This is a genomic window from Streptomyces sp. ISL-98 (genome assembly GCF_018614055.1).
Classification (GTDB): Bacteria; Actinomycetota; Actinomycetes; order Streptomycetales; family Streptomycetaceae; genus Streptomyces; species Streptomyces spiramyceticus.
The window spans coordinates 119,772-143,739 of the sequence record NZ_JAGGPB010000016.1; the positions used below are offsets into that span (position 1 = coordinate 119,772).

Annotated in this window: 21 protein-coding genes and 1 tRNA gene; 9 read left to right on the plus strand and 13 right to left on the minus strand. The window is 67.3% G+C overall.

Features of this window, described 5'->3' with window-relative positions; all coding sequences use genetic code 11:
* Positions 1-21: 21 nt before the first annotated feature.
* The 12 genes from J7I98_RS12305 to dnaA form a co-directional block, all read right to left on the minus strand.
* Complete coding sequence (locus J7I98_RS12305) at positions 22-1,368, minus strand: hypothetical protein (protein WP_214920687.1); 1,347 nt, start codon at positions 1,366-1,368, stop codon at positions 22-24.
* Complete coding sequence (locus tag J7I98_RS12310) at positions 1,365-3,287, minus strand: VWA domain-containing protein (RefSeq protein WP_308377734.1); 1,923 nt, start codon at positions 3,285-3,287, stop codon at positions 1,365-1,367. Before J7I98_RS12310 ends, J7I98_RS12305 begins: the two co-directional genes overlap by 4 nt.
* A gap of 199 nt (positions 3,288-3,486) precedes the next feature.
* Positions 3,487-3,621, minus strand: coding sequence for a DLW-39 family protein (locus J7I98_RS12315; RefSeq protein ID WP_003958712.1), 135 nt, complete (start codon positions 3,619-3,621; stop codon positions 3,487-3,489).
* Positions 3,622-3,792: 171 nt separating this feature from the next.
* Positions 3,793-3,866, minus strand: a tRNA-Ile gene (locus J7I98_RS12320).
* A 61-nt stretch (positions 3,867-3,927) separates the two neighbouring features.
* A complete protein-coding gene (locus J7I98_RS12325) occupies positions 3,928-4,530 on the minus strand; it encodes a DUF3566 domain-containing protein (protein WP_308377735.1) in 603 nt (200 codons plus the stop codon).
* A gap of 93 nt (positions 4,531-4,623) precedes the next feature.
* Positions 4,624-7,266: a DNA gyrase subunit A gene (gene gyrA, locus J7I98_RS12330; protein WP_214920689.1), complete on the minus strand. Its 2,643-nt coding sequence runs from the start codon at positions 7,264-7,266 to the stop codon at positions 4,624-4,626.
* 49 nt (positions 7,267-7,315) lie between these two features.
* Positions 7,316-9,418: a DNA topoisomerase (ATP-hydrolyzing) subunit B gene (gene gyrB, locus J7I98_RS12335; RefSeq protein WP_214920690.1), complete on the minus strand. Its 2,103-nt coding sequence runs from the start codon at positions 9,416-9,418 to the stop codon at positions 7,316-7,318.
* Positions 9,419-9,687: 269 nt separating this feature from the next.
* Positions 9,688-10,239, minus strand: coding sequence for a DUF721 domain-containing protein (locus tag J7I98_RS12340; RefSeq protein WP_251020499.1), 552 nt, complete (start codon positions 10,237-10,239; stop codon positions 9,688-9,690).
* A 116-nt stretch (positions 10,240-10,355) separates the two neighbouring features.
* On the minus strand, positions 10,356-11,486 hold the full coding sequence (recF, locus tag J7I98_RS12345; protein WP_214920692.1) for a DNA replication/repair protein RecF: 1,131 nt from the start codon (positions 11,484-11,486) through the stop codon (positions 10,356-10,358).
* A gap of 30 nt (positions 11,487-11,516) precedes the next feature.
* The gene (gene gnd / locus J7I98_RS12350) at positions 11,517-12,395 is read right to left on the minus strand and encodes a phosphogluconate dehydrogenase (NAD(+)-dependent, decarboxylating) (RefSeq protein ID WP_214920693.1); all 879 of its coding nucleotides are present in this window, start codon (positions 12,393-12,395) and stop codon (positions 11,517-11,519) included.
* Between the two features lie 177 nt (positions 12,396-12,572).
* A complete protein-coding gene (dnaN, locus tag J7I98_RS12355) occupies positions 12,573-13,703 on the minus strand; it encodes a DNA polymerase III subunit beta (protein ID WP_214920694.1) in 1,131 nt (376 codons plus the stop codon).
* A gap of 841 nt (positions 13,704-14,544) precedes the next feature.
* On the minus strand, positions 14,545-16,359 hold the full coding sequence (dnaA, locus tag J7I98_RS12360) for a chromosomal replication initiator protein DnaA (RefSeq protein ID WP_214920695.1): 1,815 nt from the start codon (positions 16,357-16,359) through the stop codon (positions 14,545-14,547).
* Between the two features lie 360 nt (positions 16,360-16,719).
* Between dnaA and rpmH the strand changes: the two genes are divergently transcribed.
* The 9 genes from rpmH to J7I98_RS12405 all read left to right on the plus strand — a co-directional run bounded on the left by rpmH (position 16,720) and on the right by J7I98_RS12405 (position 23,526).
* The gene (gene rpmH, locus J7I98_RS12365) at positions 16,720-16,857 is read left to right on the plus strand and encodes a 50S ribosomal protein L34 (protein ID WP_078606731.1); all 138 of its coding nucleotides are present in this window, start codon (positions 16,720-16,722) and stop codon (positions 16,855-16,857) included.
* Positions 16,858-16,877: 20 nt separating this feature from the next.
* Complete coding sequence (rnpA, locus tag J7I98_RS12370; protein WP_214920696.1) at positions 16,878-17,252, plus strand: ribonuclease P protein component; 375 nt, start codon at positions 16,878-16,880, stop codon at positions 17,250-17,252.
* Positions 17,249-17,590 (plus strand): membrane protein insertion efficiency factor YidD, encoded by a 342-nt coding sequence (gene yidD / locus J7I98_RS12375; protein ID WP_214920697.1) that lies wholly within the window; start codon positions 17,249-17,251, stop codon positions 17,588-17,590. Before rnpA ends, yidD begins: the two co-directional genes overlap by 4 nt.
* A 3-nt stretch (positions 17,591-17,593) precedes the next feature.
* Positions 17,594-18,829, plus strand: a complete 1,236-nt coding sequence (yidC, locus tag J7I98_RS12380; protein WP_214920698.1) for a membrane protein insertase YidC — start codon at positions 17,594-17,596, stop codon at positions 18,827-18,829.
* A gap of 14 nt (positions 18,830-18,843) precedes the next feature.
* The gene (locus tag J7I98_RS12385) at positions 18,844-19,356 is read left to right on the plus strand and encodes a R3H domain-containing nucleic acid-binding protein (protein WP_214920699.1); all 513 of its coding nucleotides are present in this window, start codon (positions 18,844-18,846) and stop codon (positions 19,354-19,356) included.
* Positions 19,357-19,461: 105 nt separating this feature from the next.
* A complete protein-coding gene (gene rsmG, locus J7I98_RS12390; RefSeq protein ID WP_214920700.1) occupies positions 19,462-20,178 on the plus strand; it encodes a 16S rRNA (guanine(527)-N(7))-methyltransferase RsmG in 717 nt (238 codons plus the stop codon).
* Between the two features lie 253 nt (positions 20,179-20,431).
* A complete protein-coding gene (locus J7I98_RS12395; RefSeq protein WP_214920737.1) occupies positions 20,432-21,508 on the plus strand; it encodes a ParA family protein in 1,077 nt (358 codons plus the stop codon).
* A complete protein-coding gene (locus J7I98_RS12400; RefSeq protein ID WP_214920701.1) occupies positions 21,505-22,602 on the plus strand; it encodes a ParB/RepB/Spo0J family partition protein in 1,098 nt (365 codons plus the stop codon). Before J7I98_RS12395 ends, J7I98_RS12400 begins: the two co-directional genes overlap by 4 nt.
* Positions 22,603-22,908: 306 nt before the next feature.
* Entirely contained in the window at positions 22,909-23,526 is a 618-nt protein-coding gene (locus J7I98_RS12405; RefSeq protein ID WP_214920702.1) for a GNAT family N-acetyltransferase, read from the plus strand.
* Between the two features lie 78 nt (positions 23,527-23,604).
* Here J7I98_RS12405 and trxA read toward each other — a convergent pair whose 3' ends face one another.
* Positions 23,605-23,952 (minus strand): thioredoxin, encoded by a 348-nt coding sequence (gene trxA, locus J7I98_RS12410; RefSeq protein WP_214920703.1) that lies wholly within the window; start codon positions 23,950-23,952, stop codon positions 23,605-23,607.
* Positions 23,953-23,968: the final 16 nt, after the last annotated feature.

Here is a 23,968-nt window from a genome sequence, read left to right on the forward strand (position 1 = left end):
CGCCCAGTACGCCGCTGGTGTCTACCAGGCGGCGGGCGGCCCGTACTGCGTGGGCGCCCCGCTGTCGGCCCCCTGCCCCGCACTGGGCGCTCCCGCCGCCGCGCGCCGCCTGGCGACGAACATCCACACGCCGAGTCCGAGCACCAGCACAGTGCCCGCCCCGATCCCGGCCGCCGCGACGAGCCGCATCGTGCCGCTCTTCTCCGCCTCGGACGAGCTCTGCCCGCTCTCGGCCGCGCTCAGGTCGTCGTCGGTGACCTGAAAGTCACCGGCCGGTCCCGCGTAACCGGGCGCGCTCTTCGTGTCGCCCTTCACATTCAGCCGCAGCGACAGGCCGAGCGGTTTCGACCCGAACTCCTTCTCCACAGCGGGATTGAGACTGACCCTCAGGTAGTACCAGCCCGCGAAGCGCATCCCGTTGACGGAGTCGTTCGAGTCGAAGCGGTTCTCGTACGCCACGGGCGGCAGCGGATCCAGCGCGGTCGACTTCTGCTTGCCGTCGTACGCGACGTCGGACGTACTGTCGACGAGCCCCCGCGCCGGGTTGTACACCGCCATGGCGAGAGCGTTGGGCACGTACCCTTCGCCCGCCGCGCTGCTCAGGTCGGCGCTGGCGAAGAGCTGCTGCCCCCAGTCGACAGGCACCTTGTAGAACAGCGTCTCGCCCGGCTTGATCTTGTCCCGCCATTCGCCCTGCTTCAGCCCGGGAGCACTGAAGAAGCTCGTCCCGCCCCGGCGTTCCTGCGGCCCGCCCGTCGGCGGCTCGGGGGAGGCGCTGGGCCAGTTCTCGGGCGCGGCCGTGGGCCCGGCCGCCTTCAGCCCCGGCTCCGTCAGATGCCGGATCTCCAGTTCCCAGGGCTCACTCGACGAAGTGGCCTCGCTGTTCCGCTCGACAAGGACGTAGTACGTGTCGGCCTCCTGGCAGGAGGTGCTGTCCTTGTCGATGGTCCGGTGTGCGTAGGTGCCCACCGGCCGCGCGAATTCGGCGGACTGGAACTGCGCGGTGCCGTAATTGCAGGAATTCCCGTCGCGGTCCTGGAGCGTCACCTTGAGCTCGTCGGCGTACGACACCTTCGTGCCGAGCTTGGGCACCGCCGTGGCCGACACATAGGCGTTGGACTTCGCGTCGAGGACCACCCGGTAGAAGAGCTTGCCGCCCGGCTTGATGGAGTCCTTGTACGTACCGCCGGCCTTCAGCTGCTCGGCATCGGTGTTGACCACCGCGCCCTTGACCGGCTGCGCGGACGGCTCGTAGGTGTACGGACTGGGCTCCCCCGCCGCCCACGCCTGTCCCGGCAGAGCCGCCACCGCACACAGTGCCGCCAGCGCGGCCGGCGCCACTCTTCCCCTGCTGCGCTGCCTCTTCACGCGCCACCCCTTGTCGTCTTCATGGCCGACCTGCGCCGCATCGCCGCGAACACGAGCCCCGCGGCCAGGACAACCGCGCCGCCCGCCACCGCGGCGGTCACAGTGCCGGTCCATCCTGCCCCGGCAGCCTCACCACTGTCTGCGTGGGCCGCCGAACCACCCTTGTTGTCCGCTTTCTTGTCCGACTTCGCCACGACGGGCGCGTCGTGCTGCGGCCCCGCCAGCTCGTCACCGATCACATCCACCCGCAGTACGACGCCGACGGCCGCGTTCTCGGCGAACTTCGCGGCGTTCGGTCCGAGCGAGACCGCGATGAAGTACTCGCCCGCCGAACGCACCGGCACGACATGGGACGAGGTCTCCCAGCGGTTCGTCCAGGCCACCGGCACGGTGCCGAGGTCGACCGCGGCCGGCTTGCCGAGATACATCCGGTGGTCGTTGAACTCGCTGCCGCCCGCGATCGGTTTGCGGCCCGCGCTGTACGCCGCGGTGTCCACGAAGCTGGTCTCCGTGCTGCTCTCCTCCAGCGTGGGCTCATTGCCGAAGTCCACGGCGTAGCGCAACTGCTGCCCCCAGCCGACCCGCACCTTGTACCAGCGGGTCTGGGCGGGCAGCAGCTGGTCGCGCCATACGCCATTGTCCAGCGCCCTGGCGTCGTTGAAGCCGGTGCCGCCCTCGACGTCCTTCGGATCACCTGCGGGCGGTACGGCGTCCTTGCCCGCCTTTCCGTACTCGGTCGCGGACTCCGCGGGCACGGTGCCCTCGGCGAGCGGCTGCTCCGTTCCGTACCGGAGCTCGAAAGGCCAACGCGCCCGGTCGGAACCAGAATCGCTTGTGCGGTGTACAGAAAGTAGATAGCGCCCGGCCGGGTCGCAGAACCGGTCACCGTCGGAGGAGGGGATGCGGCTGACAGCAGTGGTGAGCACCATCGCACCCTCGTCCTGCCCGAAGTGCTCCTGCGCGCTGTCGCAGGTCGAGCCGGACTTCCCGGTGGAGGTGAGCTTGAGCTCGATCCCGTCCCCGTAACCGGCCTTGACTCCCAGCTGCGGCACGGCAGTCACCGCAAGGTCGGCGGCCGACTTCTCGTCGAGCTGCGCCGCGTACCAGCGGGTCTCGCCGGGCCCGATGGTGTCGGTGTACTGGCCGGGCGCGATCCGGGCAGCGCCGGTCGCACTCGCACCGCCCTCGATGTGCTCGCCCCGGAACCGGTAGCCGTTCGCGGAGAGTTGGGAGGCCCGCTGGAGCTGCCTGGCCAGCGCATCGGCGTCAGGCGCGTCGTAGTACGAGCCGTGGCCGGCCTCAGCGATGCATTCGAGCTGCTGCCTGGCCCTGCCTCGCACCTGGAAGCCGATGGCGTCGATCCGCAGGTCGACCCCGTCCTCGCCGAGCTGCTTGGCGACCTCGCAGGGCTGCGGCGTCCCACAGGTGTCCTCGCCGTCGGAGATCAGCAGGATCGTGCGCCGCCCGAGCGCGCCGCCGGCGGGCTTCGGCAGGTCCTGTGCGGCCTTCTGCAGGGACAGCCCGACGGGGGTGTCTCCCTTGGGCTTCACCCCGTTCACGGCCTGCTTCATCGCATCGCGGTCCAGCGGCCGTACGGGCCGTACCAGCCGTGTGTCGGTGCAGCCGGAGGCCCGGTCGGCGCCGTACACCCGCAGTCCTGTGGGGTAGCCGTCGGGAAGCGTGTCCACAACGGTGGTCACCGCCCCGCGGGCAGCCTCCATCCGTGTACGTCCCGTGCCGTCGTCGTCGGCCATGGAGCCGGAGGAGTCGAGCACCATCACCAGGCTGCTCCTGCCGTCCGCCCCCTCCGCCTGCCCCGTTCCGTCCGCGGCCACGGCGGGCAGCGGCCCCGCCACAACACCGAGCAGCGCCCCGCCGATCAGCGCGGCCGCCGCCCAGCGGCCAAGTCGTGCCTTCACCCGTTCCCCCTCCCCGGGACCCTTCGCACCAAGATCCCACCGCTTTGCTTATGCAAGTTATTGATTTGCGTCGGCGAATTCAAGAGGGAGGTGTCACGGTCCCGCAACAACGACTCGCCGCACCCGCACACACATCCCGCGGACAGCACAAAGCCCCGGTCGCTCGGCGACCGGGGCAAGTGTTACGGACTACTGGGTCTCACACACCCGAACCTGCGGGCACGGAGTCAGTCGCCTCCGTCCACAGATCCTGCTCGGCGCGATCCGCCTGGATCTGGCGGTACACGAGGAGCCCGCCGATGGCGGCCAGTGCGACCAGGAGAAGCTTCTTCACCGCGCGACCTCGTCTTTCCTTGACGTAGGAGACATCTGGCGCCCGACTATACACACCGACCGATACCGATCGGTGACCTAGTTCCCACCCGATTCGGGCCGTCCGCAGACACGCAAAAGGCCCGGTAGATCTTTCGATCTACCGGGCCTTCGACCTTTATCAGGTCCGCGGTGGGGCTAACAGGATTTGAACCTGTGGCCTCATCCTTATCAGGGATGCGCTCTAACCAACTGAGCTATAGCCCCGCGCTGCCCCTGAAGATTAGCGCACCTCGGGGGCAGTACCAAAATCGGTTCCGCCCGCTTCCTACTCGTCCTCGGCGAGCGTCAGCTCCACGCCGCCGACGAAGCCTGCGGACAGGTTGTAGATGAACGCGCCGAGCGTCGCGAGCGCCGTGGCGAGCACCACATCGATCATCGCGATGACCGACGTGAAGATCAGAACTCGCGGCAGCGAGAGGAAGGACTGCAGGTCGAAGCCGTTGCTCTCGTTCGAGCCCGTCGCCTCGCTGATCGTCCCGCCCACCGTGGAAAAGACGCCCATGGCGTCCATGACCATCCACAGCACCGCGGCCGCCACCACCGTGCAGATGCCCAGCGCGATGGAGAGCAGGAAGCTGACCTTCATCACCGACCACGGGTCGGCCTTGGCCACCCGCAGCCGCGCCTTGCGCGTACGCGGCGTCGTCTTCGCGCCGGTCCGCGGGCGGCGCACCGCTGCCGCCGCCTGCTGCCCGGGGCGCTGCTGGCCGCCCTGCGTACCGCCGGCCTGAGGCGACGGGTACGCCTCCGGCGGGTGGTACGGCTGCGTCGACTGGCCCTGCCCCTGCTGCTCACGCTCACCGGGCAGCGCCCCGCCGCCCGCGTACGCGTCGTACTGCTGGGGCTGAGGCCCTCGGGTATCGGTCACAGTCCCCCCCTGGGAGTCCGCGGCAGAGCCACGGGCACCGGATGATCCAGAACCGGAAGCGGTCGCTCCGGCGCCCGTGGCTCCACTCACGCTTTACTCCTCGTGCTCCCCGGCCGAAGGCTGGGCACCTTCGACGGATTCGGCAGATTCGGCAGAAGCCTCGGCCACATCGCCTTCGACCGCATCGGCATCGGCCTCTTCGGGACCGTCCACCTCGTCAGCCTCGCGACCGGCCTCGGCATTGCGAGCGATACCGACAACGGCGTCGCGCTTGCCCAGGTTGATCAGTTGGACGCCCATGGTGTCACGGCCCGTCTCCCTGACTTCGTTGACTCGCGTACGAATCACACCACCGCCGAGTGTGATGGCGAGGATCTCGTCCGTCTCCTCGACCACCAGCGCGCCGACCAGCGAACCCCGGTCCTCCACGATCTTGGCGGCCTTGATACCCAGGCCGCCGCGACCCTGAACGCGGTACTCGTCGACGGGGGTCCGCTTCGCGTACCCACCATCGGTGGCGGTGAACACGAACGTACCGGCCCGGACGACATTCATCGAGAGAAGCTCGTCGCCTTCGCGGAAACTCATTCCCTTGACACCCGACGTCGCACGCCCCATGGGCCGCAGCGCGTCGTCCGTCGCCGTGAAGCGGATCGACTGGGCCTTCTTGCTGACCAGCAGCAGATCGTCCTCGGCCGACACCAGCTCCGCGCCGATCAGCTCGTCGTCGCTGCCGTCCGCGGTCTCCCGCAGATTGATCGCGATGACGCCGCCCGAACGGGGCGAGTCGTAGTCCTTCAGCGACGTCTTCTTCACCAGGCCGCCCTTGGTGGCCAGGATCAGGTACGGCGCCGCGTTGTAGTCACGGATTGCCAGGATCTGGGCGATCTTCTCGTCCGGCTGGAAAGCCAGCAGGTTGGCGACGTGCTGGCCGCGCGCGTCCCGGCCGGCATCCGGCAGCTCGTACGCCTTGGCCCGGTACACCCGGCCCTTGTTGGTGAAGAACAGCAGCCAGTGGTGCGTCGTCGATACGAAGAAGTGGTCGACGATGTCGTCCTGCTTGAGCTTCGTACCGCGAACACCCTTGCCGCCGCGCTTCTGCGAGCGGTAGTCCTCGGTCTTCGTCCGCTTGACGTAGCCACCATTGGTGATGGTGACGACGATGTCCTCCTCGGCGATCAGGTCCTCGATGGACATGTCACCGTCGAAAGGCACCAGCTTGGAGCGGCGGTCGTCACCGAACTTCTCGACGATCGCGGACAGTTCCTCGCTGATGATCTGCCGCTGACGCTCCGGCGAGGCGAGGATCGCGTTGTACTCGTTGATCTTCGCCTGGAGCTCGTCGTGCTCGGCGACGATCTTCTGGCGCTCCAGAGCGGCCAGCCGGCGCAGCTGCATCTCCAGGATCGCGTTCGCCTGGATCTCGTCGATCGACAGCAGGCCCATCAGGCCCTCGCGCGCGACATCGACCGTGTGGCTGCGCCGGATCAGCGCGATGACCTCGTCGATCGCGTCCAGCGCCTTGAGCAGACCGCGCAGAATGTGCGCCCGCTCCTCCGCCTTGCGCAGGCGGAACTTCGTACGCCGGACGATGACCTCGATCTGGTGCGTGACCCAGTGCCGGATGAAGGCGTCCAGCGACAGCGTGCGCGGCACGCCGTCCACCAGGGCCAGCATGTTGGCGCCGAAGTTCGTCTGCAGATCGGTGTGCTTGTACAGGTTGTTCAGGACGACCTTCGCGACCGCGTCCCGCTTCAGGACGATGACCAGACGCTGGCCGGTCCGCGAGGACGTTTCGTCACGGACGTCCGCGATGCCGCCGACCTTGCCGTCCTTCACGAGGTCGGCGATCTTCTGCGCGAGGTTGTCCGGGTTCGTCTGGTACGGAAGCTCGGTGACCACCAGGCACTGGCGGTTCTGGATCTCCTCGACCGCGACCACCGCGCGCATCGTGATCGAGCCACGGCCCGTCCGGTACGCCTCCTCGATGCCCTTGCGGCCCACGACCAGCGCACCGGTCGGGAAGTCGGGGCCCTTGATGCGCTCCATCAGCGCATCGAGCAGCTCCTCGTGACCGGCGTCCGGGTTCTCCAGGAACCACTGCGCACCGGCCGCCACCTCCCGCAGGTTGTGCGGGGGAATGTTGGTGGCCATACCGACTGCGATGCCCGCCGAACCGTTGATCAGCAGATTCGGGAAGCGCGCCGGCAGAACCGTCGGCTCCTGGTTGCGGCCGTCGTAGTTGTCCTGGAAGTCGACGGTCTCCTCGTCGATGTCCCGGACCATCTCCATGGCCAGCGGCATCATCTTGCACTCGGTGTACCGCATGGCGGCGGCCGGGTCGTTGCCCGGGGAACCGAAGTTGCCGTTGGAGTCCACCAGCGGCATGCGCATCGACCAGTGCTGTGCCAGGCGCACCAGGGCGTCGTAGATCGAGGAGTCGCCGTGGGGGTGGTACGTACCCATGACGTCGCCGACGACACGGGCGCACTTGTAGAAGCCCTTCTCGGGCCGGTATCCGCCGTCGTACATCGCGTACAGCACGCGGCGGTGCACGGGCTTCAGGCCGTCCCGTACGTCGGGCAGCGCACGCGACACGATGACGGACATCGCGTAGTCGAGGTACGAGCGCTGCATCTCCGTCTCGAGCCCCACGGGCTCGACACGCATGCCGACGCCCTCGACGACGGGCGGCTCTTCGGGGGTCACTGGGACAGGAGTGTTCTCGTCGGCCATTGCTGGTCAAAGTCCTTTCGAGCTGCGGCTGGTGGCTTGCACGGCCGACTCAGATGTCGAGGAAGCGGACGTCCTTGGCGTTGCGCTGGATGAACGAGCGCCGCGCCTCGACGTCCTCACCCATCAGCACCGAGAACAGGTCGTCGGCCTGCGCCGCGTCGTCCAGGGTCACCTGGCCGAGCACACGGTGGTCCTGGTCCATCGTGGTGATGCGCAGCTCCTCGGCGTTCATCTCACCGAGACCCTTGAAGCGCTGGATCGAGTCGTCCCTGATCCGCTTGCCGTTCTGCTTGCCGAGCTCGACGAGCGCGTCGCGCTCACGGTCCGAGTAGGCGTACTCGAAGTCTTCCCGACCCCACTTGATCTTGAACAGCGGCGGACGCGACAGGTACACGTGCCCCGCCTCGACCAGCGGCCGCATGAAGCGGAACAGGAACGTCAGCAGCAGCGTGTTGATGTGCTGACCGTCGACGTCGGCGTCCGCCATCAGGATGATCTTGTGATAGCGGAGCTTCTCGATGTCGAAGTCCTCGTGCACACCCGTGCCGAACGCCGAGATCAGCGCCTGGACCTCGGTGTTCTGGAGGATCTTGTCGATCCGCGCCTTCTCGACGTTCAGGATCTTGCCTCGGATCGGCAGGATGGCCTGGTACATCGGGTTACGGCCGGACTTCGCCGAGCCACCGGCGGAGTCACCCTCGACGATGAAGATCTCGCACTTCGTCGGGTCGTTCGACTGGCAGTCGCTCAGCTTGCCCGGCAGCGAGGCCGACTCCAGCAGGCCCTTGCGACGCGTCAGATCGCGCGCCTTGCGGGCCGCGACGCGCGCCGTGGCCGCCTGGATCGACTTGCGGATGATGTCCGCGGCCTCGTTCGGATTGCGGTCGAACCAGTCGTTGAGGTGCTCGTGCACGACCTTCTGCACGAAGGTCTTCGCCTCCGTGTTGCCCAGCTTGGTCTTCGTCTGGCCCTCGAACTGCGGCTCGCCCAGCTTCACCGAGATGATCGCGGTCAGACCCTCGCGGATGTCCTCGCCCGCGAGGTTGTCGTCCTTCTCGCGCAGGAACTTCTTCTCGCGCGCGTACCGGTTGACCAGACCCGTCATCGCCGCACGGAAGCCCTCTTCGTGCGTGCCGCCCTCGTGCGTGTGGATCGTGTTCGCGAAGGAGTAGACACCCTCGGTGTACTGCGAGTTCCACTGCATCGCGATCTCGACCGAGAGCATGCGCTCCTTGTCCTCGGCCTCGACGTCGATGACGGTCGGGTGAATCAGCTCACCCTTGCGCGAGTTCAGGTACTTCACGAAGTCGACGATGCCGCCCTCGTAGTGGTACGTGACCGTACGGACCTGGTCGTCCTCCGTACCGTCCGCCGTGTCCGCTCCCGCCACGGCCTTCGCGGACTCCCGCTCGTCCGTCAGCTTGAGCGTCAGGCCCTTGTTGAGGAACGCCATCTCCTGGAAACGCCGCGACAGCGTCTCGAAGGAGTAGTCGGTCGTCTCGAAGACGTCCGGGTCGGCCCAGAAGGTGACAGAGGTGCCGGACTCCTCCGTGGCCTCGTTACGGGCCAGCGGCGCCGTCGGCACACCGAGCTTGTAGTCCTGCGTCCAGCGGTAACCGTCGGTCTTGACCTCGACAGACACCCGCGACGACAGCGCGTTCACCACGGACACGCCCACGCCGTGCAGACCACCGGAAACGGAGTAACCGCCGCCGCCGAACTTGCCGCCCGCGTGCAGAACGGTCAGCACGACCTCGACGGCCGGCTTCCCTTCCGACGGGATGATGCCGACCGGGATACCACGGCCGTTGTCGACGACGCGCACGCCGCCGTCGGCCAGGATCGTCACATCGATCATGGACGCGTGACCCGCCATGGCCTCGTCGACGGAGTTGTCGACGACCTCCTGGACAAGGTGATGCAAACCACGCTCACCGGTCGAGCCGATGTACATGCCGGGCCGCTTGCGGACCGCGTCCAGGCCCTCAAGCACAGTGATCGCGCTGGCGTCGTAGGCCGCCGCGACGGCAGCCGGTACTGCGCCCGGAACTGCAGCCGGCACTGCAGCCGCGCCGTCCTTGTCGGCAATGGACAGAATGTTCTCGTTGGGGTCGCCGGAATCGGCCACGAAGCGCCCTTTCTGGCACAGCACAGGCCGACCCGCGACAAACGGGACCGGCTGCGTCGTTCTGTATAAGTCGACGTGTCCCGCGAGCGGGCGGGATTGTCCACCAGTCTACCGGTAGCGCGGACACTCATGGGGGTTTGCCGGTACCTGAGTACCCATGTGCCGTCCTGAACCGGAGCCGTCCGACTCCCCATATCCGGGAAGGGGCTCCAAGAGGCTCACGCGGGCATTCAGCGCTTCGGCCTGTCAACCTCCGGCTACCGTGAGGGACGCCTCATGCGTACACCCGCTCCTCAGCCGTACGTATCCCCGGGCCCGGTGCTTCCCGGCGCCCGCAGAGGACCGAACCGGCGCTGCGGCCCGCCCGGGCCCCAGATCTTGATCATCCGCACCGTGTCCCGGCCGAGGTCTTTGTTCAGCCGCGTCAGCAACTCCCGTTGCATCAGGCGCAACTGCGTCGCCCACGCCGTCGAATCGCACTGCACGGTCAGCACGCGCTCGTCCTCGTCGTACCGCTGGGGAACGCAGTGCTTCGCCAGATCCCCGCCCACGATTTCCGGCCAGCGGCCCATCACTCCGCTGACCGCCATCGGCATCTCCCAGCCGCGCTCGGTCTTCAGCCGGTCCAGGGCAGCGCCCAGCGCCAGCGGATCGCGGCCGTCGGCCCCCGACCCGGACCGCAGGCCGCCGCCGCGCCGCGCCTGCTTCTTCTGCTGCGCCGCCGCGCCACGCGCCCGCGCCTGCTCCTTGGCCGCACGCAGGGCCACACGCGCCAGATCGACGCCGGACGGCTCGGGCACGGAGGGGCGAGGGGTCGAGAGTCCGGGCGTCGAGGATCCGGGCATCGAGGGCCCAGGCACCGAAGGGCCAGGCACCGGAAGCTCAGGTTCCGCCGGCGCACCCTGCGAGCCCCGCAAGCCCTTGGCACCCTGCGAGCCCCGAGCGCCCGGCAGCTCCGCGCTCATACGCGCGCCACCTCGCCATCGGACACCGCATACCGCGCACCGGCCAGCACCCCCGGCACATCGTCGTCCACCGCCGCCGTCACCAGCACCTGCTCGCCCGGCGCCACCAGCTCGGCCAGCCGCTCGCGGCGCCGCGCGTCCAGCTCCGCGAAAACGTCGTCGAGCACCAGCACCGGCTCGTTGCCCTCGGCCCGCAGCAGGTCGTACGAGGCCAGACGCAACGACAGCGCGTACGACCAGGACTCGCCGTGGCTTGCGTACCCCTTGGCCGGCAGCTGCCCCAGCCTGAGCACCAGGTCGTCGCGGTGCGGGCCGACCAGCGTCACGCCCCGCTCGATCTCCTGCTTGCGGGCATCGGCCAGCGCCGCGATCAGCTGGTCGTACAGCTCCTCACGGGTGTGCGCCGCCGCTATGCCCTCGCCTACGGAACTGCGGTAGTCCAGGCCCACCGGGCCCCCGCCCGGTGCCAGCTGCTCGTACGCCTTGTCCGCCATCGGCTGCAGCGTCGCGATCAGATCCAGCCGCTGAGCCAGCAGCTCCGCACCGACCTGCCCAAGGTGCTGGTCCCAGACGTCGAGGGTCGACAGATCCATGGAGCGGCCGCCGTGCCTGCGTGCCATCGCAGCCGACTTCAGGAGCGTATTGCGCTGCTTCAGCACCCGCTCGTAGTCCGACCGCACCCCCGCCATGCGCGGCGAACGTGCCGTGATCAGCTCGTCGAGGAAGCGCCGCCGCTCGCCCGGATCGCCCTTGACCAGCGCCAGATCCTCGGGCGCGAACAGCACGGTCCGTACGATCCCGAGCACATCACGCGGCCTGACCTGCGAAGACCTGTTGATACGAGCCCGGTTCGCACGGCCGGGATTCAGCTCCAGCTCGACGAGCTGCTGCCGCTCGCCCTGGGTGACGGCGGCCCGGATGACGGCCCGCTCCGCGCCCATCCGTACCAGCGGAGCGTCGGATGCGACCCGATGGCTGCCGAGCGTCGCGAGATAGCCGACCGCCTCGACGAGATTCGTCTTGCCCTGGCCGTTGGCCCCCACGAAAGCGGTGACGCCCGGATCGAGAGGGACCTCGACCCGGGCGTACGAGCGGAAGTCGGCCAGCGACAGATGCGTGACATGCATGGTGTACGCCGACCTTCTTCCAGCTCTGAACTACTTCTTGGACTCGACCGCGTGACCGCCGAACTGGTTGCGCAGGGCAGCGATCATCTTCATCTGCGGGGAGTCCTCCTGACGGGACGCGAAGCGCGCAAAGAGCGACGCGGTGATCGCGGGCAGCGGCACCGCGTTGTCGATCGCGGCCTCGACGGTCCAGCGGCCCTCACCGGAGTCGGCGGCGAACCCGCGGAGCTGGTCCAGGTGCTCGTCGTCGTCGAGAGCGTTGACGGCCAGGTCCAGCAGCCAGGAACGGATGACCGTGCCCTCCTGCCAGGACCGGAAGACCTCGCGCACATCGGTGACGGAGTCGACCTTCTCCAGCAGCTCCCAGCCCTCGGCGTAGGCCTGCATCATGGCGTACTCGATGCCGTTGTGGACCATCTTCGCGAAGTGGCCGGCGCCGACCTTGCCCGCGTGCACCGAGCCGAAGTCACCCTCGGGCTTGAGGGCGTCGAAGACCGGCTGGACCTTCGCGACGTTCTCGGCGTCGCCGCCGTACATCAGCGCGTAGCCGTTCTCCAGGCCCCAGACACCGCCCGAGACGCCGCAGTCGACGAAGCCGATGCCCTTGATGCCGAGCTCGACGGCGTGCTTCTCGTCGTCCGTCCAGCGGGAGTTTCCGCCGTCCACGACGACGTCCCCGGGCTCCAGCAGCTCGGAAAGCTCGTCGATGGTGGACTGGGTCGCGGCACCGGCCGGGACCATCACCCACACGACTCGCGGGCCCTTGAGCTTGGCCACAAGCTCCTCAAGGCTGTGGACATCGGCGACATCCGGGTTGCGGTCGTAACCGATGACGGTGTGGCCTGCGCGGCGGATGCGCTCACGCATGTTGCCGCCCATCTTGCCGAGGCCGACGAGACCGAGCTCCATCAGAGATTCCTTAAGCGTTGTGGCGATTCGTACCCGAGAACGAGCCTACGCCCGGCCTGCTGGGAGGATCTGACTGGCATCAGCAGGCCCGGGCCACCAGGGCACCGGGCCTGTGCCGCCGCATCAGCGCACAGTGTCGGCGCAGGGACTCCCTCGGCGCGCGGGGGCAGCTAGGGGTCAGCCCGAGAGCCGCACCGGCATGATCAGGTACTTGTACGCCTCGTCCGCCTCGGCATCCATCGCGGGCCTGCCGCTGAGCAGCGCCGGCTTGGTGGACGTCGTGAAGGAGAGCTGGGCGACCGGGGAGTCGATCGCGCTCAGGCCGTCCAACAGGAACGTCGGGTTGAAGGCGATCGAGATGTCGTCGCCGTCGAGGTTGGCGTCGACCCGCTCCACAGCCTGTGCATCGTCGCTCGATCCCGCTTCGAGGATCAGCACGCCCTGCTCGAAGCTGAGCCGCACCGGAGTGTTCCGCTCGGCGACCAGAGCCACACGCTTGACGGCCTCGACGAACGGGGCGGTCTCGATGACGGCGATCGAGTTGAACTCGGTCGGGAAGAGCGTCCGGTACTTCGGCAGGTCGCCTTCGAGCAGGCGCGTGGTCGTACGCCGGCCGGCGCCCTCGAAACCGATCAGGCCTTCGCCCGCGCCGGAACCGGAGAGCGCGATGGTGACCGTGTCACCGCTGGTCAGCGACTTGGCGGTGTCGAGCAGAGTCTTGGCGGGCACCAGCGCGACAGCGGAGGCTTCCGGGTTCTCCGGCTTCCACAGGAACTCGCGGACCGCGAAGCGGTAGCGGTCGGTGGAGGCCAGCGTGACCGAGTCGCCCTCGATCTCGATGCGTACGCCGGTGAGGACGGGCAGCGTGTCGTCGCGGCCGGCGGCGATGGCCACCTGGGCGGCGGCGGAGGCGAAGACCTCACCGGGAACCGTGCCGGTCGCGGTCGGCATCTGCGGAAGTGCCGGGTACTCCTCCACAGGCAGCGTGTGGAGTGTGAACCGCGAAGAGCCGCAGACCACGATCGCCCGTACACCGTCTGTGGAGATCTCCACCGGCCGGTTGGGAAGGGCGCGGCAGATGTCGGCGAGAAGCCGGCCGGAGACGAGAACGGTGCCGTCCTCCTCCACGTCCGCCTCGACCGAGACCCGCGCAGACACCTCGTAGTCGAAGCCGGAGAGGCTCAGAGCGCCGTCCTCCGCCTTCAGAAGAAGGCCCGCGAGGACGGGCACCGGCGGACGGGCCGGGAGGCTGCGAGCCGTCCAGGCCACCGCCTCCGCGAGTACATCGCGCTCCACCCGGATCTTCACCGGAACCGCCTCCTGCTTGTTGCTGGCTCGCCCTGCTGGCCGTCGTCGTCTGGGGTCGTCTGGCTGTGTTGCCGGAGACCAGTCTGACGCACGGCACCGACAGTCGGTGCGGCTCGGGGTCAAGTCGCGGCGAGAGGTCCTGGAGGCTCCGGGCTCGAGTTGTGCACAGGCCCTTCTTCCAAGCGAATTCCGAGCTAACTCTAAGTGGGAGTAGTAGTAGGGCCTGTGGAAACGGTGGATAACCCCGTATTCGCAGGTCAGAGGCGCTTTTTTGTCCACCGGCCCTGTGGGCGCAGCCCGTGGACAACCCGGGGTTTCTGTGGACACGCGAAAGTTCTGCACAGCCGGTGCACAGGCCGGTGGGAGTTCTCCCCAGTGCTGTCCCCAGCTTTACCCACGTTCCCCACAGCCCAACCGACCCCCTTGGTGTGACGGCTTTCACTCGACGCAGTGAGCCCGGGCGTTTCGTTGCCGAACAGTGGACAGGGGTGTGGAGAAGCTGTGCACAACATCATCCTGCCTGTGGGCCGGCAGTGGACAACCTTGATCACACCCTGTGGACAGTTTTTCTGTCCACAGCCTGTGGAGGGCGGTTGACCACAAATCCCCAACCACCTGACCTGGGGTGATCAAGTCTGAGCAACCGGACCTGTGGACCCACTCTGGACAACTTGGGAGTCCCCAGGGTGTGGACGGAACATCCTCCCCTGTTCTGTGGAGAACAGAGCCATGCGGGTGCGTATTCGAACACCGCAGAGACACCGAAGAGGGTCCGAACGACGAAGGGCGCCCCGGGAGTTCGTCCCGGGGCGCCCTTCCGACGCTGTTTTACGCGGCCGTGTCAGCCGTTCTTGATGCGGTTCGTGAGCTCGGTGACCTGGTTGTAGATGGAGCGCCGCTCGGCCATCAGCGCGCGGATCTTACGGTCGGCGTGCATCACGGTCGTATGGTCGCGGCCGCCGAACTGGGCGCCGATCTTGGGCAGCGAGAGGTCGGTCAGCTCACGGCACAGGTACATCGCGATCTGCCGGGCCGTCACCAGCACGCGACTGCGCGAGGATCCGCAGAGGTCCTCCACCGTCAGCCCGAAGTAGTCGGCGGTCGCGGCCATGATGGCGCTCGCGGTGATCTCGGGCGACGCGTCCTCGCCGCCGGGGATCAGATCCTTGAGCACGATCTCGGTGAGCCCGAGGTCCACCGGCTGCCGGTTGAGCGACGCGAAGGCCGTCACCCGGATCAGCGCGCCCTCCAGCTCGCGGATGTTGCGCGAGATACGGGAGGCGATGAACTCCAGCACCTCCGGCGGAGCGTTGAGCTGCTCCTGCACCGCCTTCTTGCGGAGGATCGCGATGCGCGTCTCCAGCTCCGGCGGCTGTACGTCGGTGGTCAGGCCCCACTCGAAGCGGTTGCGCAGCCGGTCCTCCAGCGTCACCAGCTGCTTGGGCGGCCGGTCGGAGGACAGCACGATCTGCTTGTTCGCGTTGTGCAGCGTATTGAAGGTGTGGAAGAACTCCTCCTGCGTCGACTCCTTGCTCGCGAGGAACTGGATGTCGTCGACAAGCAGGATGTCCACGTCGCGGTAGCGCTTGCGGAAAGCGTCGCCCTTGCCGTCGCGGATCGAGTTGATGAACTCGTTCGTGAACTCCTCGGAGCTCACATAGCGCACACGCGTCCCCGGGTAGAGGCTCCGCGCGTAGTGCCCGATCGCGTGCAGCAGATGCGTTTTTCCGAGTCCCGACTCCCCATAAATAAAGAGGGGGTTGTACGCCTTCGCCGGCGCCTCGGCGACGGCGACCGCGGCCGCGTGCGCGAAGCGGTTGGACGAGCCGATGACGAAGGTGTCGAAGAGGTACTTCGGATTCAGGCGCGCGTGCGGCTCGCCAGGACCGGGCGGCGACGAGGGCTGGGCGGCCAGCGGCCCGGGCGCGCCACCGCCGGTCGGCGAGGAGCCGGGGCCGCCGCGGTGCGGTGCCTGCTGGTCCTGGTGGTCGCGGCGGTCGAGCTGGCGCTCGTGACGCGGCGCCTGGTCGTAGTGCGGCTGCTCGTACTGCTGGCGCTCGGGCGCCTGCGGCCGGTAGTCGTGCTGCTGGGGGCGTCCGGTGTACGGGTCGCGCTCCTGGTAGCCGCCGAGCCGGGGCTGCTGCCAGCCGTGGTCCTCCTGCGGGCCCGGCCAGGCACCGGGCTCGTGGCGCGGCTGCCGGTAATCGGGGTACGCGGGCCGAGCGGTCGGGAGATCATCGGCGGCGGGCCGGTGCCCGTAGCCGTCGTACGACTCGTGCTGAGACTGCTGCTGCGAGTCGTCGTGCGACGGCCCCTGGTACCGGGGCTGCTGCGACTGCTGGGACTGCTGCGCGGACGGGGCTGGCGGCGGGGCGGAATCTCCCGCCGAGTCGTCGACGGTGATCGCGATCCGGATGGGACGGCCGCACTCGCGGCTCAGGGTCTCGCTGATGAGCGGGGCGAGCCGCCCTTCGAGGACGCGCTTGCCCCATTCATTGGGGACGGCAAGCAGTGCGGTGTCGGCCACCAGGGCGAGCGGCTGGCAGCGCTCGATCCACTGCTTGTCCTTGGGTTCGATGCCCTGCTGCCCCTCTCCGAGGAGATGCTCCAGCACCCGTGGCCACACTGCGGCAAGATCGGCAGGTACGTCAGCCACAGGGCACGCTCTCTCACAGGTCCCACGAATGTGTGGTTCTTGGGACGGGATGGGAAGGACAGGCAGGAAAGGAATCCAAGTTCAGCCACGGTAGTCGGGGCGCGTCACGCGGTTCAAGTTGTTGTCCACAGGCTGTGCATAGTGGACCACGGCGAAGACCCGGTTTGACCGGATGGCGTAGCCGCGCGTACCGTGACCAGGTCGAGTTGTCGATGGCTGCTGCCGCCTGCCTCCGATGGGCAAAGATCACGATCTGTGGTCGTGAAGCGGTGCACACGGGCGTTGCGAGCTTCCTCGTGGGCGCACGGTGACAGCCAGGCGATGTCCCGCCATCACCCGATTCATTTCTGGAGCCCCCGAGTGAGCAAGCGCACCTTCCAGCCGAACAACCGTCGTCGTGCCAAGACCCACGGCTTCCGCCTGCGCATGCGCACCCGCGCCGGTCGCGCCATCCTGGCGACCCGCCGTGGCAAGGGCCGCACCCGCCTTTCCGCCTGATCTCGTAAACGAGTCATGACGTGCTGCCTACCGAGAATCGGCTGAGGCGGCGCGAGGACTTCGCGACCGCGGTACGCCGAGGACGCAGGGCCGGTCGCCCGCTCCTCGTCGTCCATCTACGCAGCAGCGGTTCAACGGACCCGCACGCGCCTGGGGAGAGCGTTCCCCCGACGCGTGCGGGTTTCGTCGTCAGCAAAGCCGTCGGCAACGCGGTCGTACGCAACGTGGTGAAGCGGAGACTTCGCCACCTTGTCCGCGATCGGTTGTCCCAGCTGCCCCCCGGTAGCCTGGTTGTCGTACGGGCATTGCCCGGAGCAGGCGATGCCGACCATGCACAGCTGGCCCAAGACCTGGATGCCGCCCTTCAGCGGCTGCTGGGAGGGGGCGCGCGATGAAGTACCCGCTGCTGGCTTTGATCAAGCTGTACCAGTGGACGATCAGTCCGTTGCTCGGGCCTGTGTGCCGCTATTACCCGTCGTGCTCCCACTACGGTTTTACGGCCATCGACCGGCATGGAGCGGTGAAGGGCACGGCCCTGACCGCCTGGCGCATTCTGCGGTGCAATCCGTGGTCGCCCGGCGGTGTGGACCATGTCCCGCCGCGCAAACGTCCGCGTTGGCACGAAGCGCTGCGCAACGCGTGGAGCGGCAACCGCGACACCAAGGGCGGGCAGTACTCCGCCGCTGAGCCCAACCTGGCTGCAGAGACCTCGCCCAATGCTCAAGGAGCCTGATTAGTGGACACGATTGCCAGTCTGTTCAGCTTTATCACCACACCTGTTTCGTGGGTCATCGTCCAATTCCACACGATGTACGGGGCGATCTTCGGACCTGACACGGGCTGGGCCTGGGGTCTGTCCATCGTGTCCCTCGTGGTGCTTATCCGGATCTGTCTGATCCCGCTGTTCGTCAAGCAGATCAAGTCGACGCGCGGCATGCAGGCGCTCCAGCCTGAGATGAAGAAGATCCAGGAGCGCTACAAGAGCGACAAGCAGCGTCAGTCCGAAGAGATGATGAAGCTGTACAAGGAGACGGGTACCAACCCGCTCTCCTCGTGCCTTCCCATCCTGGCGCAGTCGCCGTTCTTCTTCGCCCTCTACCACGTGCTCTCGAGCATCGCTTCGGGCAAGACGGTCGGCGTCATCAACGACTCGCTGCTGGCCAGCGCGCGTGAGGCCCACATCTTCGGTGCTCCGCTGGCTGCCAAGTTCACGGACAGCACGGCGAAGGTGGCGTCTTTGGACGCTTCCCTGATGGATGTGCGCATCGTCACCGCCGTCATGATCATCCTGATGTCGGCGTCGCAGTTCTACACGCAGCGCCAGCTGATGACGAAGAACGTCGACCTGACGGTCAAGACGCCCTTCATGCAGCAGCAGAAGATGCTGATGTACATCTTCCCGATCATGTTCGCCGTCATGGGCATCAACTTCCCCGTCGGTGTCCTCGTCTACTGGCTGACCACCAACGTGTGGACCATGGGCCAGCAGATGTACGTGATCCACGGCAACCCGACTCCGGGCAGCAAGGCGCAGGCCCACCTGCTGGAGCGGATGCAGAAGTCGATCTCCAAGCACGGCAAGGTGCGCACCCGCCGCGAGCGCAACGTCATCAAGCAGATCGCTGCCAAGGGCCGCGAGCGCAACGAAGCCGAGCGCAAGTTCGTCAAAGGCCTCGCCATGGTGCGTCTGACCGTCCAGCCGGACGGCACCGTGGCGAAGGGGGAGCCTGCAGCCGAGGTCGAAGAGGGCACGACGGCCGAGACTGGCCACAAGCGGCAGCAGCCCAAGCGCCTGAGCAAGTCGCAGCGTCAGGCAGGCAGCGAATCCGTGGCGAAGACCTCGCTGCAGAAGGATGAGCCGCAGGACGCCAAGCCCAAGCCGGCCGGCAAGTCTGCTCCCGGTTCCGCACGCCAAGCCAAGTCCGGGCAGCGCAAGGGCCAGCAACGGCCCAAGCACCCGTCCAAGAAGTAATAAGGAGTCCATCCGTGACGGAAGGCACCACCTCCGTGGCCGCTGAGGGTGGCGACACCCTGACCCGCCTCGAGCAGGAAGGGGAAATCGCGGCCGACTACCTCGAGGGTCTGCTCGACATCACCGACCTCGACGGCGACATCGACATGGATGTCGAGGCCGACCGGGCCGCGGTTTCGATCATCAGTGACGCGGGCAGCCGTGATCTGCAGAAGCTCGTGGGGCGTGATGGTGAGGTGCTTGAGGCACTTCAGGAGCTCACGCGTCTCGCCGTGCACCGCGAGACCGGGGACCGCAGTCGGCTGATGCTCGACATCGCGGGATTCCGGGCCAAGAAGCGCGAAGAGCTCGCAGAGCTTGGTGCCAAGACCGCGGACGAGGTGAAGAGCACCGGTGAGCCGGTGAAGCTGAACCCGATGACGCCCTTCGAGCGCAAGGTCGTGCACGACGCGATCGCGGCCGCGGGTCTGCGCAGCGAGTCCGAGGGCGAGGAGCCGCAGCGCTTCGTCGTTGTGCTTCCGGCCTGACGGGTCCATTGCCTTTCGGCCCCGTCTGTTCGCAGGCGGGGCCGATCTTTGTCAGCCTGATAGTCAGCCACCAGTTCGGTAGCGCGGTACGGAAGGACGGTCCCCGTGACGGAGGAAGCAGCGCTTCCCCAGGCGCCTGAAGAGGCACGGGCGGTATTCGGTGAGTGCTTTCCAGAGGCCGTCCGGTACGCGGAACTGCTCGCGGACGCCGGGGTAGAGCGAGGCCTGATCGGCCCTCGTGAGGTGCCGCGTCTGTGGGAGCGGCACCTGCTGAACTGCGCGGTGCTCTCCGAGGTTGTCCCCGAAGGCGTCACGGTCTGCGATGTTGGCTCCGGCGCCGGGCTTCCGGGCATCCCGCTGGCGCTGGTGCGCCCGGACCTGAAAATCACTCTGCTGGAGCCTCTGCTGCGGCGTACGAACTTCCTTCAGGAAGTGGTCGAGCTGCTGGGCCTGGACCATGTGACGGTCGTCCGTGGCAGGGCCGAGGAGGTCCTGGGCAAGCTGCAGCCCGTCCATGTGGTGACAGCTCGGGCGGTGGCACCGCTGGACCGACTGGCCGGCTGGGGTGTTCCCCTGCTGCGTCCGTACGGCGAGATGCTGGCGCTGAAGGGCGACACCGCCGAGGAAGAGATTAAGAGCACACGCTCTGCACTGAGCAAGCTTGGTGTGGTGAAGACCGAAGTGCTGCATGTCGGCGAAGGAGTGGTTGATCCGCTCTCGACGGTGGTGCGTGTGGAGGTCGGGGAGAGCCCCGGAGGGGTGCGATTCGCGGCGAAGCGGGCCAAGGCAGCGCGGACTGGGCGTACGCGCCGCCGCCGTTGATCTTCCCTGTCTATCAACGATGCTCCATACAAGCTGCCATACGTACGCATTTCGGAGTGTCGTGAAGGTGTAGCTGCGCAGCCGGTGCATCGTGTTTCACGTGAAACGTCGCTCTCTGCTGCATGGAATCATCAGCCGCGGTCGTGCGGCTGCCGAGCCGCGCGACCGTAGGCCCGCGAGGGTTGCAGGGTTGTCCACAGGCGTGGATTACTCCACAGAAGAACGGGCCTCGCTGGTTCATGACCCCGAAAGCATGGCAGGCTCTGTGCATTGCGAGCCTGAAGTCGAGGAGAGTGAATCCTTGCGGTCCGACGCCAACATCGCGGGACCGATGACCGATCCGGTCCCCGGTCCCCGTACCGAGTCGGCGGGGGAGGATGTTTCACGTGAAACACCGCCCCCGATGGACGACACCCCCATTGGTCGTGCTGCCCAATTGGCGGTAGAAGCTCTCGGCCGTGCCGGCGAGGGCCTGCCCCGGCCTGAGCAGACACGGATCATGGTGGTTGCCAACCAGAAGGGTGGCGTCGGGAAGACCACGACAACGGTCAACCTGGCTGCATCACTCGCGCTGCACGGTGCCCGTGTTCTGGTGGTCGACCTCGATCCGCAGGGCAACGCCTCCACGGCGCTTGGGATCGACCATCACGCCGAAGTCCCCTCTATCTATGACGTCCTGGTGGACAGCAGGCCGCTCTCCGAAGTGGTCCAGCCGGTCCCGGATGTCGAAGGTCTTTTCTGCGCGCCGGCCACCATCGATCTCGCCGGTGCGGAGATCGAGCTGGTGTCACTTGTGGCGCGGGAGAGCCGACTGCAACGGGCGATCCTGGCGTACGAGCAGCCGCTGGATTACATCCTCATCGACTGTCCGCCCTCGCTGGGCCTGCTGACCGTCAACGCACTGGTCGCCGGCGCCGAGGTCCTGATCCCCATTCAGTGCGAGTACTACGCACTCGAGGGCCTGGGGCAGCTCCTGCGGAACGTCGATCTCGTGCGAGGGCATCTCAACCCCGACCTGCATGTTTCGACGATCTTGTTGACCATGTACGACGGCAGGACCCGGCTCGCCTCCCAGGTGGCCGACGAGGTGCGCACGCACTTCGGCAAAGAGGTGCTCAGGACGAGCATCCCTCGGTCCGTACGGATCTCGGAAGCCCCGAGCTATGGGCAGACGGTCCTCACCTATGATCCGGGCTCCAGCGGATCGCTCTCGTATCTTGAAGCGGCCCGTGAGATTGCGCTGCGTGGCGTGGGCGTGCACTACGACCCGCAGCATGCCCAGTCGGGCACCCAGAACAGCCAGCAGAGCATGTCGGAGGGGATCCAGTGAGTGAGCGACGTAGAGGCCTGGGGCGAGGGCTCGGAGCGCTGATTCCTGCGGCTTCGCAGGAGAAGCCGGGTCCGCCGTCAGGGCCGGCCTCGACTTCCCCTACGGCGGTGCCGGTCATGACCGCGGAGCGGGGCGTGGCGGCGGCGAAGGTCACCTCGCTTCCCGCAGGTCCCGTTTCACGTGAAACGGAAGTTCCCGCGCAGGTGCCGGAGCCGGTGGGTCCCGAGGAGGTTGCCGGTGCTCACTTTGCCGAGCTGCCGCTGGACTCCATCAAGCCGAACTCCCGGCAGCCCCGAGAGGTGTTCGACGAGGACGCTCTCGCGGAGCTGGTCACCTCCATCAAGGAAGTGGGCCTCCTCCAGCCCGTCGTCGTACGGCAGCTGGGTCCCGAGCGCTACGAGCTCATCATGGGGGAGCGCCGTTGGCGGGCATGCCGGGAAGCCGGCCTGGAGAGGATCCCGGCGATCGTCCGCGCCACCGAGGACGAGAAGCTTCTTCTCGACGCTCTGCTGGAGAACCTGCACCGGGCTCAGCTGAACCCCCTGGAAGAGGCTGCGGCTTACGACCAGTTGCTCAAGGACTTCAACTGCACGCACGACCAGCTGGCCGACCGCATCGGGCGCTCGCGCCCGCAGGTCTCCAACACGCTGCGACTGCTGAGGCTTTCGCCCTCGGTTCAGCGCAGGGTGGCTGCCGGGGTGCTGTCGGCAGGGCATGCCAGGGCGCTGCTCGCGGTGGAGGACTCCGAGGAGCAGGACCGTCTGGCGCATCGGATCGTTGCCGAGGGCCTCTCGGTGCGTGCTGTCGAGGAGATCGTCACTCTGATGGGCTCACGTCCTCAGAGCACCCCCAAGGCCAAGGGCCCGCGTGCCGGTGCCCGGGTCTCGCCTGCGCTCTCCGGTCTTGCCTCGCGGCTCTCCGACCGCTTCGAGACACGGGTGAAGGTCGATCTGGGGCAGAAGAAGGGAAAGATCGTCGTCGAGTTCGCGTCGATGGAAGATCTCGACCGGATCCTCGGCACGCTCGCCCCTGGGGAGGGTCGCGTCCTGGAGAGGGGACCCGCTGAGGAAGGCGAAGAGGACGCCGAGGGGTGATCCCTCGGAGAACCGTTGCAGAGGCGGGTTGTGTCCGGCACGTTCCGGAACACGGCCCGCCCTTTGCTTTCCTACGGTATCCGTGCGACCGATGGGTGGATACGATGCGTTCTGGTATGGCACATCCACCTTGGTTCACTTCAGAAGGAGGCCGGTGGCCATGCGATCGGTGAGCCGCACCCAGCTGGTGACAGCAGGGCTCAGTCTCGGTGCGGTCGGCGGCTTCGTCGGCAGCCTGATTCGGGAGCGGGGCGCGCTGACGGCCGCCCGCAGTGCGGCAGGCGAAGGAAGTGAGGAACAGCTTTCATGGGGCGACGGCTCGTACCGCTCACGTTGGACAATCTTCCGGATCTCCCCAAGCGCTGCCGTTCCTGTGTCTTCTGGGAACTTGATCCCGTCAGTGGAGAAGCAGCGGTAAAGGCAGGCACGCCCGAGCTGGAGAAGGAAGCGTGGATCTCCGCTGTCCTGCTGGAGTGGGGCTCCTGCGGCCGGGTCGTCTACGTTGACGACGTTCCTGTGGGATACGTGCTGTACGCACCGCCGGCGTACGTACCGAGGTCCACGGCATTTCCCACGAGCCCGGTGTCCCCCGACGCAGTGCAGCTGATGACCGCCTGGATCATGCCCGGTTATCAGGGTCAGGGGCTGGGGCGCGTGATGGTGCAGACCGTCGCCAAGGACCTCCTCCGGCGAGGATTCAAGGCCATTGAGGCATTCGGCAACGCCCGCTGGACTGAGCCCGCCTGTATGTTGCCGGCCGACCATCTGCTGGCGGTCGGATTCAAGACCGTACGCCCCCATCCGCTGCATCCCCGGCTGCGGCTGGAGCTGCGGACGACGCTCTCCTGGAAGGAAGACGTCGAGTTGGCGTTGGACAGGCTGTTGGGTGCGGTTCAGAAGGAGCCGGTGCTGCGCCCGTTGTGAAGGCGCATACGCCTGTGGGCCCATCCCCCGGAAGGGAGATGGGCCCACACATGTTTCACGTGAAACAGAGACAGGCGGTCAGGCCTTGGCGACCTCGTCACCGATGAAGTCCCCGAGGTCGCGGAGGAGCGCAGCCTTCGGCTTGGCGCCGACGATGGTCTTGGCGACCTCGCCGTCCTGGTAGACGTTCAGCGTCGGGATCGACATCACGCCGTACCTGGCAGCGGTGGCCGGGTTCTCGTCAATGTTGAGCTTGACGATCTCGATCTGGTCGCCGTGCTCGGCCGCGATTGCCTCAAGGGACGGGGCGATCTGGCGGCACGGACCGCACCAAGCGGCCCAGAAGTCCACCAGAACAGGCTTGTCGCTCTTGAGGACGTCCTGCTCGAAGGAGTCGTCGGTCACGTTCTTCAAGGTGCCGGCCACGGCAGCCTCCTTAACT